This window comes from Paracoccus limosus (assembly GCF_009711185.1).
Lineage (GTDB): Bacteria > Pseudomonadota > Alphaproteobacteria > Rhodobacterales > Rhodobacteraceae > Paracoccus > Paracoccus limosus.
Genome location: NZ_WMIF01000026.1, coordinates 43145 through 51929, shown reverse-complemented (window position 1 = coordinate 51929; position 8785 = coordinate 43145). Strand labels below are relative to the sequence as shown.

At 64.4% G+C, this 8785-nt stretch carries 9 protein-coding genes, 1 tRNA gene and 1 pseudogene; 4 read left to right on the top strand and 7 right to left on the bottom strand.

Features of this window, described 5'->3' with window-relative positions; all coding sequences use genetic code 11:
• The first annotated feature begins 78 nt into the window (after positions 1-78).
• A tRNA-Met gene (locus GL279_RS15505) sits at positions 79-155 on the top strand.
• Between the two features lie 133 nt (positions 156-288).
• Here GL279_RS15505 and GL279_RS15500 read toward each other — a convergent pair.
• The 5 genes from GL279_RS15500 to GL279_RS15480 all read right to left on the bottom strand — a co-directional run bounded on the left by GL279_RS15500 (position 289) and on the right by GL279_RS15480 (position 4719).
• Positions 289-1386 carry a Fic family protein gene (locus GL279_RS15500; RefSeq protein WP_036702666.1) on the bottom strand — a complete coding sequence of 366 codons (1098 nt, stop codon included), beginning with the start codon at positions 1384-1386 and terminating at the stop codon, positions 289-291.
• 215 nt (positions 1387-1601) lie between these two features.
• Positions 1602-2264 carry a pyridoxamine 5'-phosphate oxidase family protein gene (locus GL279_RS15495; RefSeq protein ID WP_155065522.1) on the bottom strand — a complete coding sequence of 221 codons (663 nt, stop codon included), beginning with the start codon at positions 2262-2264 and terminating at the stop codon, positions 1602-1604.
• 14 nt (positions 2265-2278) lie between these two features.
• On the bottom strand, positions 2279-3463 hold the full coding sequence (locus tag GL279_RS15490) for a trans-sulfuration enzyme family protein (RefSeq protein ID WP_155065521.1): 1185 nt from the start codon (positions 3461-3463) through the stop codon (positions 2279-2281).
• Complete coding sequence (locus tag GL279_RS15485; RefSeq protein ID WP_071166603.1) at positions 3460-4095, bottom strand: FMN-binding negative transcriptional regulator; 636 nt, start codon at positions 4093-4095, stop codon at positions 3460-3462. The genes GL279_RS15490 and GL279_RS15485 overlap by 4 nt, the downstream gene beginning before the upstream one ends.
• 6 nt (positions 4096-4101) lie before the next feature.
• Positions 4102-4719 carry an XRE family transcriptional regulator gene (locus tag GL279_RS15480; RefSeq protein WP_071166602.1) on the bottom strand — a complete coding sequence of 206 codons (618 nt, stop codon included), beginning with the start codon at positions 4717-4719 and terminating at the stop codon, positions 4102-4104.
• Positions 4720-4833: 114 nt separating this feature from the next.
• Between GL279_RS15480 and GL279_RS15475 the strand changes: the two genes are divergently transcribed.
• A complete protein-coding gene (locus GL279_RS15475; RefSeq protein ID WP_071167252.1) occupies positions 4834-5547 on the top strand; it encodes a B3/B4 domain-containing protein in 714 nt (237 codons plus the stop codon).
• A gap of 206 nt (positions 5548-5753) precedes the next feature.
• Here GL279_RS15475 and GL279_RS15470 read toward each other — a convergent pair whose 3' ends face one another.
• Positions 5754-5999, bottom strand: coding sequence for a hypothetical protein (locus GL279_RS15470; RefSeq protein WP_071166600.1), 246 nt, complete (start codon positions 5997-5999; stop codon positions 5754-5756).
• Positions 5996-6358 (bottom strand): annotated as a pseudogene (locus tag GL279_RS15465) (YcbK family protein); the annotation flags it as partial. The pseudogene GL279_RS15465 and the gene GL279_RS15470, both read right to left, overlap by 4 nt.
• A 109-nt stretch (positions 6359-6467) precedes the next feature.
• Here GL279_RS15465 and istA point away from each other — a divergent pair.
• Both istA and istB read left to right on the top strand, forming a co-directional pair.
• Positions 6468-8000, top strand: coding sequence for an IS21 family transposase (gene istA, locus GL279_RS15460; RefSeq protein WP_071166599.1), 1533 nt, complete (start codon positions 6468-6470; stop codon positions 7998-8000).
• A complete protein-coding gene (gene istB, locus GL279_RS15455; protein ID WP_071166598.1) occupies positions 7990-8784 on the top strand; it encodes an IS21-like element helper ATPase IstB in 795 nt (264 codons plus the stop codon). The genes istA and istB overlap by 11 nt, the downstream gene beginning before the upstream one ends.
• The last annotated feature ends 1 nt before the right edge of the window (position 8785 follow it).

Genomic DNA, 8785 nt, shown 5'->3' with positions numbered 1-8785 from the left:
ACCGCCAGACCTGAAAAGAAGCGAGAGCATCTCTCGAAACGATGAAAAGCAAGCACCGCAGACCACGCGATGCAATGGCGCGGGGTAGAGCAGCCCGGTAGCTCGTCAGGCTCATAACCTGAAGGTCGCAGGTTCAAATCCTGCCCCCGCAACCAGAATATCCAATAGTATCAAAGACTTCAAAGCCGAGCATAACCCTCGGCTTTCGCGATTCCAAATTCTTGTCAACACCTGGTCAACGTTTTGCGAGCCCCCCTTCGAGGGGGCAGACAATCGTGGCCATCGGCGTCACAGCACCAGCTCATAATGCGTGCTGCGGCCGCCACCATCGCCTTTCCGCAGCAGCCCGAGGTCCAGCAGTGCCGCGATGTCACGGTTCGCCGTGTCCTGTGAGCACTTGGCAATCACCGCCCACTTCGATGATGTCATCTTGCCTTCGAACCCGTCGAGAAGGCGGTTCAGTACCTTGATCTGGCGTTCGTTCAGCGCCAGCGCCGCAGCGCGCTCCCAGAACTGTCCCTTGGCGACCACCGCCGCCAGAACGCCATCTGCGCCGTGGATGGCTCTGCCGAGGCAGTCGAGGAACCATAGGATCCACGACGTCACGTCCGTGGCACCCTTCTGGGTGCGCTCAAGCTGGTCGTAATAGGCGTTCCGCTCGGTCCGGATCTGCGCGGACATGCTGTAGAACCGCTGCGAGCTCCCCTCCGACCGGGCAAGTGCCAGGTCGGCGATGGCGCGAGCGATGCGGCCATTGCCGTCCTCGAAGGGGTGGATCGTGACGAACCAAAAATGTGCCAGTGCCGCCTTGACCACCGGATCGGTGGTCAAGGGCGCGTTGAACCAGGCGAGAAAGGCTTCCATCTCCGCCGCGACCCGCGGAGCCGGGGGCGCCGAGTAATGAACCTTCTCTCGGCCGTAGGGCCCAGACACTACCTGCATCGGGCCGGTACTGTCATCGCGCCAGTCCCCGACGATGATCTTCGTCATGCCGCTGCGGCCGGTCGGGAACAACGCCGCATGCCACCCGAAAAGGCGCTCGGCTGTAAGCGCGGCCTGATAGTTCCGCGTCGCGTCCAGCATCACCTCGACGATGCCTTCCACATTGCGATCTGTGGGGGGCAGGGCGCCGATGTCTATGCCAAGCCTTCGCGCGAGGGATGACCGCACCTGTGTGGCGTCCAGCTGCTCGCCCTCGATCTCGCTCGTCTTGACGACATCCTGGGTCAGCGTCTGAAGGACCGCCTCTTCGCGCAGCTTGAAGCCCAGCGCTTCCATCCGGCCGATCAGTCGCCCCTGGTCGTGACGCACGGCAGCTAGGGGCGCGGCGATGCTGCCATCCTGCCAGGTCAGCCTTGGCCAGTCTGGTTGCTCCCAGATGTACATCATATTCTCCGCGCTAGGTGCGGCGATTGTGGGCTGCATTCTCCGCATATGCAAGACTAAGCGACGCAGAACTTGCGGAGAATATGGACGCTAATCTCCGCATGAGCTTGATAAGTCGGGGACCTGACGCCAGGCGCGGCCATTGGCCCGTCGCGCTGCAACGACTTCTCTCGGCCCAAAGCGGACGTTCAGGTAAATAAAACCGCCGGTCGCGCTCAGGCTTGCCCGGCTATGCGAGCAACTCCCTTTGCATGGTCCGGCGTATCGGCACCATCCTTGTTGCGTGGGTCGGCGATGGGAGCACCCAGCGTGACAGATGCGGGCAAGACACCGGCCCAGATCGGCAGATCGTAGTCGTCGGGTTCGTCCGTGGGCGGGCCAGATCGGATCTTGGCGCTGCCTTCGGTGATGGGCAGCGAGAGGATCGTTGTAGCCTTCACCTCCTGCGGCAACATCGGACGCAAGAGCGCGCTGCGGCCCGGCCAGAGGCCCTCGATCATCGCGGTGAGGTGCGCGGCCTTTTCCTCCTCTGGCACCACCTCGGCAATGCCGAACAGCGTGACGGAGCGCGTATTGACCGAATGGTTGAAGCCGGAACGGGCGAGGACGAAGCCGTCGAGGATCGTCACGTTCATACAGACATCCTGCCCCTTCCCTGCGCGCAGGGCGTGGCTGGCGGAAGAGCCGTGCCAGTAGACCCGATCCCCCTCGCGCCATTGCAGCGTCGGGGTGAGGTAGGGCTTGCCGTCGCGGACGTAGGCCACGGTGCAGAGCGGTTGGGCATCGAGGATGGCGTGGATGGTGGCGACGTCGAACCTGCCGAGGTCATGCATACGGCGGAGGCGGCTGCGGTCGGTCAGGGGGAGAGTTTCGGTCATCTTCAGCGCTCCGGTCACAGGCAGCGGGCCAGATCGGCGCAGATGTCGTCGGGGTGTTCCAGCCCGACCGACAGGCGGAAGATGCCCCGCCCCGTAAGCGCACGGAACCGCGCCTCGGCCTCGGGAGGGTGCTGATAGGTCGATTGCAGGATGTCGTCAGTGCCGATCCAGTAGATCAGGCTGCGGAGATGGCCGAGCGAGACGGCGAAATGCACGTGTTGCAGGTCGCTCACCATCCGGCGGGCGATCTCGGACCCGTCTTGATGCGTCTGGAAGGCAATCATGCCGGAGAAGTTCGCCATCTGCCTGCGGGCAAGGTCGTGCTGGGGGTGCGAGGGCAGGCCGGGGTAGAACACGCGGGACACGGCAGGGTGCAACTCGAGCCATTTTGCGACCACCATTGCGTTGTATTGATGGGCACGCATCCGGATCGGCAATGTCTCGGCTCCGCGCATGATGAGCCAGGCGTTGAAGGGCGACAGGACGCCGCCGAAATGCACCGCAGCTTCGAGGTTCAGCGCATCGAGATCGGCCTTGCGACCCAGCACAGCGCCGCCCATCGCATCACCATGGCCCGAGATGTATTTGGTCAGCGAGTGCACCACGAAATCCGCGCCGAGCGCCAACGGCCGTGTGCCGATGGGCGAGGCGAAGGTGCCATCGACAACCACATCGCGCAGGCCACGCGCATGGGCAAGATCGGCAAGAAGCGCGATATCGGCGAGTTGGAGCGTCGGATTGCAGGGCGTCTCGAGCCAGAGCATGCGGGTCGCGGGGGTGATCGCGGCGGCGACCGCGTCCGCATCGGTCGTGTCCACGAAGCTCGTATTGATGCCGAAGCGCGGCAGGCTGTTGCGGATGAACTCTGCCGTGCCGGAATAGGCGTTTTCCGGGAAGATCGCATGATCGCCCGCGCTGAGACGCCCCATGATCACCGCATGGGTCGCAGCGATACCCGAGGCGAAGCAGCGTGCATCCTCGGCCCCTTCCAGTGCTGCGAGTTTCTCTTCGAGCTGCCGCACCGTCGGATTGCCCGAGCGGGCATAGATGTATCCTGCGCTCTCGTCCTCGTCCAAGGCCGAGAAGCCGGTCAGTTCGCGGGGCAGGAAGGTCGCGGACATGACGAGGTTCGGGGAGGAAGCGCGGGTCGTCGGGTCCACCGCTTCGCCAGCGTGGACAGCCATGGTTTCGATCTTCATGCCCCTTCTCCGATCCTGCCGTAGCGCCGGACGAGCGCTGCCATTTCCGGATGCGCCTCGGCCAGTCCTGCGGCCACCCCCTTGCGATCACCTTCGGGCCGGTTCTGGCTGACCTTCCACTTGCCTTCGAGGCGCTGGATGTCGATCTCGATCCCGACGATGCCCCGCAGCTGCGCCTCGATATAGGTGCGCGGCGCGTCGGAGACGTGCCAGGGCTCGGGCCTGTCGGCCTCGTGCCGGTCGGTCAGCGCGGAAATCTGCGTGTCGAGCCACTCGGTATCCGCCCGCACCCGCGCCGTGCCGCGCGCCTGAACCATCGCATAGTTCCAGGTCGGCACGACCTTCCCAGTCTCGCGTTTTGTCTCGTAGAAGGCGGGCGTCACGTAATTCAGCGGGCCTTGGAAGACGACCAGCACCTCCGCCCCGTCGAGCTCGCGCCACTGCGAGTTGGCGCGGGCAATATGGGCCTGCAACCGGCCGAACGGTCCGATGGAGCGTTGCAGCAGGAACGGCAAGCCATTCGCCTGAAGGCCTTCGCGGTCGTGCGAGATCAACAGGCCGAAGGGGTGGGTTTCGATCAGGTCGTGCTGGACGTCGAGACGGTCCTCGCGGTGCTGTTCGGGTTGATACATCGAGGGCTACTCCGCAGCGGGTTCGTGGACGGTCATTGTGAAGCGCAACGGCTCCTTGCCGGGGTTGGCGTAGGCGTGTGGCCTGTCGGTCAGCGCGATGGCCGATCCTCCCGCCGAGACCAGATGGGTCGCCCCATCCACGGTCAGTGCCAGCGTGCCGTCGGTCACATGGATCAGCTCCCGCGTTCCGGCCCCATGCACGGCCGCCTCGAAGCTCTCGCCGGGCATCAAGACCCAGTCCCAGATCTCGAGCATGTCGGGACCTTGCGTCCCCGCAAGCAGTGTTGCGGTGCCGCCGGATGGGCCCGTCCAGAGTTGCCGAGCATCGTCACGGCCAAGGACTGTCACGGCCTGAGCGGTCGCCTCGGTCGGTGCCACGAGGTCAGCCACCGAAACATCCAGCGCCGCGGCAAGGCGGCAAAGCGTCGAGATGCTCGGATTGCCGCGCTGCTGTTCGATCTGGACCAGCGTGCCTTTGGCGACGCCGGCCTTCTGGGAGAGAGCGTCGAAGGACAGGCTTTTCGCTTTGCGAAGTTCGAAGATACGCGCGGCGACCGTGGCGGCGAGGACCGCTTCCTGTTCGTCTGCGCGGGGGGGGCTGGGTGGGCGTGCTATTTCGGTCATTATGATGTGATACTTCCCTTCAAAGTCCACAGTCAACGACCATCTCGGTTCACTTTGTTGACACGTAGCGCGTCGCATGCGACGAAGTCCCCCGCCCAACGGACCGAGGACCACATGACACTCCACCCCATCATCGACGCCGAGATCTTCGCCCTGCGTCCGGATTTCATGGCCCTCAGCATCCATGTGAGCGGAGGACGCAACGGCCCGAGCGATGCCACCAGCGAGGCCCTGCTGGCCGAGGCGCTGCTGTCCCTCGACGCTTTTCCTTGGGCCGAGGCGCATCTGGACGCATGGCGCGATGCCTACCGCGCCTTCGGGGCGAAACCGAAGAAAACGCCGTGCTCGGCCGAAGCCCTTCGCAAGCGCGCCGTGAAGGATGGCGCGATGCGCCCGCTCAACGCGGTCGTCGATCTCTACAACGCCGTCAGCCTACGCTTCGCTATTCCCGTTGGCGGAGAGGACGCCACCACCTACGCGGGCCTACCGCGCCTATGTCTCGCCAGGGGAAACGAACCCTTCCATACGACGGCCGAAGGCCAGCCCGTGATCGAAGCACCCGAGGCGGCCGAGGTCATCTGGCGCGACGACCTCGGCGTCACCTGCCGTCGTTGGAATTGGCGACAGGGTCCGCGCACACAGATCACCGAAGCGAGCCAGGACATGTGGTTCGTTCTGGAACGGCTCGACCCGATGCCAGTGGAGGCTTTGCTGGATGCGGGCCGGATGCTGGTGGATGGCTTGCGGAGGATTGCACCGGAATTGGCGCTGTCGGTCCAAATGTTCGATGCCGCAAGCCCGCGCGGCGAGCCACTTGCAGGGATGTGACGGCCTGGCATCCGGCAAGAACGAAGTAACATCGACTGTCTGCTATCCGCCCCTACCTGCACGCCAGCGCCTGATCGCGCAACACGGCGTAGTCGCCCAGCATCCTGACGATGACGGCCCCTTCCGGCAGTGCTTCGACCTCGTCGGCCGCCTGTGCTTGATCCGCGGCCGTGTAGTCGACGACAGGCGGACATGGCGCACGGGCATCAGAACCTGCCATCGCGCAGCCGGTCAGCCAGAGCATCACGATTAGCAGGGCGGCGGGCGGCGGCGTCGAGCATCTGGCGGTGGATGGCATCGTTTCTCTCTCGGGCTTCAAGTCGTTCGGCCGCGCGCTCGGCGCGTTCACCGGCGCGGCGCAGGTTCAGGAGGAACAGCAGGATCGCTGCCGCGGTGAGGATCAGGCCCAGCGCCTTCCGCGCCGGGCCATGGGCGAGGAGCCAAAGGGTCACCGCTGGCCCCGTTTCCAGTCGTCGAGCCGGGCGTGGATCGTGACAGCGATGCCAATCAGCGCGATGGCGATCAGTACCCAGCGTAGGGTGTCGAGGTAGGGGACCAGCGGCTGGATCGTGGTCTGCGTTTCGGCAAGAACGTCCTGCAGCACTTCGACCCCGGCCGCGCCGACAGTTGCGGCGCCTGCAGCACCGCCACCGCGCAGGGTGCGGCTGTCCGACAGGACTTCGCGCGCGGGTGGCAGTTCCGGGGCAAACGGCACCGCTCGCGCCGGGAAGGGATCGCCCCAGGACCGGGCAGGGCCAAGATCGATGTGCATGAAGCCCGACCGCGGGTAGTATCCGAACCCCAGGATGTTGATTTCCACCCAGAACTGAGCCGGATCGGCGCGTAATTTCCACTGAGAAGTGAGCCATGTGAACCTTTCCCCAAAGCGGTGAGCGGCGGGGGTAACGGGAGTGATCCACATGGGACTTTTGAACATCATCCGACGCATGCACTTTCGGCAGAAGCTGTCGGTCCGCGAGATCGCGCGGCGCACCGGCCTGTCGCGCAACACGATTACCAAGCACCTGGCGGGGGGCACGATCGAGCCGAAGTTCGCCACGCCGGACCGGCCGAGCAAGCTTGATCCTTTCGCCGAGAAGCTGGCCGGCTGGCTGAAGACAGAAGCCGGCAAGTCGCGCAAGCAGCGGCGGACGCTGAAGCAGATGCATGCCGATCTCGTCAAGCTTGGCTTCACCGGCTCCTACGGCCGGGTTGCAGCGTTTGCGCGGCAATGGCGGACAGATCGCCAGCGCGAACAGCAGACCACGGGACGCGGCACCTTTGTTCCGCTGTCCTTTCGACCGGGCGAAGCGTTCCAGTTCGACTGGAGCGAAGACTACGGGCATCTGGCCGACGATCGCACCAAGCTTCAGATGGCCCACATCAAGCTGTCCCACAGCCGGGCCTTCCTGTTGCGCGCCTACCCGCTCCAGACCCACGAGATGCTGTTCGATGCCCACTGGCATGGCTTCCGTGTGTTCGGCGGCGTGCCCGAGCGCGGCATATACGATAACATGCGCACGGCGGTGGACCGGGTCGGCCGAGGCAAGGAGCGGCAGGTCAACCTCCGCTTTCTGGCCATGACGAACCACTATGTCTTCGAACCGGAGTTCTGCAATCCTGCCGCAGGCTGGGAGAAGGGACAGGTCGAGAAGAACGTTCAGGACTCCCGCCGCCAGATCCTGCAGAAGATGCCGGGCTTTCCCGATCTTGACATGATGAATGCCTGGCTGCAGCAGCGTTGCCTGGAGGTGTGGCAGGAGACCCCGCACGGCACGCTGCCCGGCACGATCCATGACGTCTGGGCTGCGGAGCGGGCCGCACTGATGCCGTTGCCGCCCGCCTTTGACGGCTTCATCGAGCTGAGCAAGCGCGTCTCGCCCACCTGCCTGATCAGCTTCGAGCGCAATCGCTACAGCGTGCCGTCGTCCTTTGCCAATCGCCCCGTCAGCCTGCGGATCTACCCGGACCGGCTGGTTGTCGCGGCCGAGGGCAACATCCTGTGCGAGCATGGTCGCGTGTTCCAGCGCAATCACCAGGTGCCGCCGCGGACGATCTACGACTGGCGGCATTATCTTGCTGTTCTTCAGCGCAAGCCCGGTGCCTTGCGCAATGGCGCGCCCTTTGCCGAGTTCCCGCCTGCCTTCCGGCAACTGCAGGAGCAGATGCTCCGCAAACCCGGCGGAGACCGCGAGATGGTCGACATTCTCGCCCTGGTTCTTCAGCACGACGAACAGGCCGTGCTGACCGCGGTGGAGTTGGCCCTGGCCGAGGGCGTGGCAACCAAGACCCATGTGCTGAACCTGTTGCACCGGCTGGTCGACGGCAAGCTCATTGGCGGGCCGCCGCTCGATACCCCGCAGGCTCTGGTTCTCCATCGCGAGCCCAAGGCCAATGTCGAGCGCTATGACGGCCTGCGCACCCCCGTTGCAGGAGGCCGTCATGCGTCATGATCCTGCCAGTGGCGCCATCGTCATCATGCTCCGCAGCCTGAAGATGCATGGCATGGCACAAGCCGTGACGGACCTGATCGAACAGGCTGCGCCGGCTTTCGAAGCGGCCGTGCCGATCCTGTCCCAACTGCTGAAAGCCGAGATGGCCGAGCGCGAGGTCCGCTCCATCGCCTACCATATGAAAGCGGCGCGCTTCCCGGCCTACAAGGACCTCTCGGGCTTCGACTTCTCGACCAGCGAGATCAACGAAGCCACGGTGCGACAACTGCATCGTTGCGAGTTCATGGACGGAGCACAGAACGTGGTCCTGATCGGCGGACCGGGCACCGGCAAGACCCATGTGGCGACCGCCCTTGGCATCCAGGCCATCGAGCATCACCGCCGCAAGGTCCGCTTCTTCTCCACCATCGAACTGGTCAATGCCCTCGAACAGGAAAAAGCCAAGGGAAAAGCCGGGCAACTTGCCGAAAGCCTGACCCGCCTTGATCTCGTGATCCTGGATGAACTGGGCTATCTACCGTTCAGCGCCTCGGGCGGGGCGCTGCTCTTCCATCTGCTGAGCAAGCTTTACGAACGCACCAGCGTCGTCATCACCACGAACCTCAGCTTCAGCGAATGGGCCACGGTCTTCGGCGATGCCAAGATGACCACCGCGCTCCTCGACCGCCTCACCCACCGCTGCCACATCCTGGAGACCGGAAACGACAGCTTCCGCTTCAAAGCCAGTTCAGCCGCCGCAACGCGCCAAAAGAAGGAGAACAATCACGCCTTGACCACTGAATGAC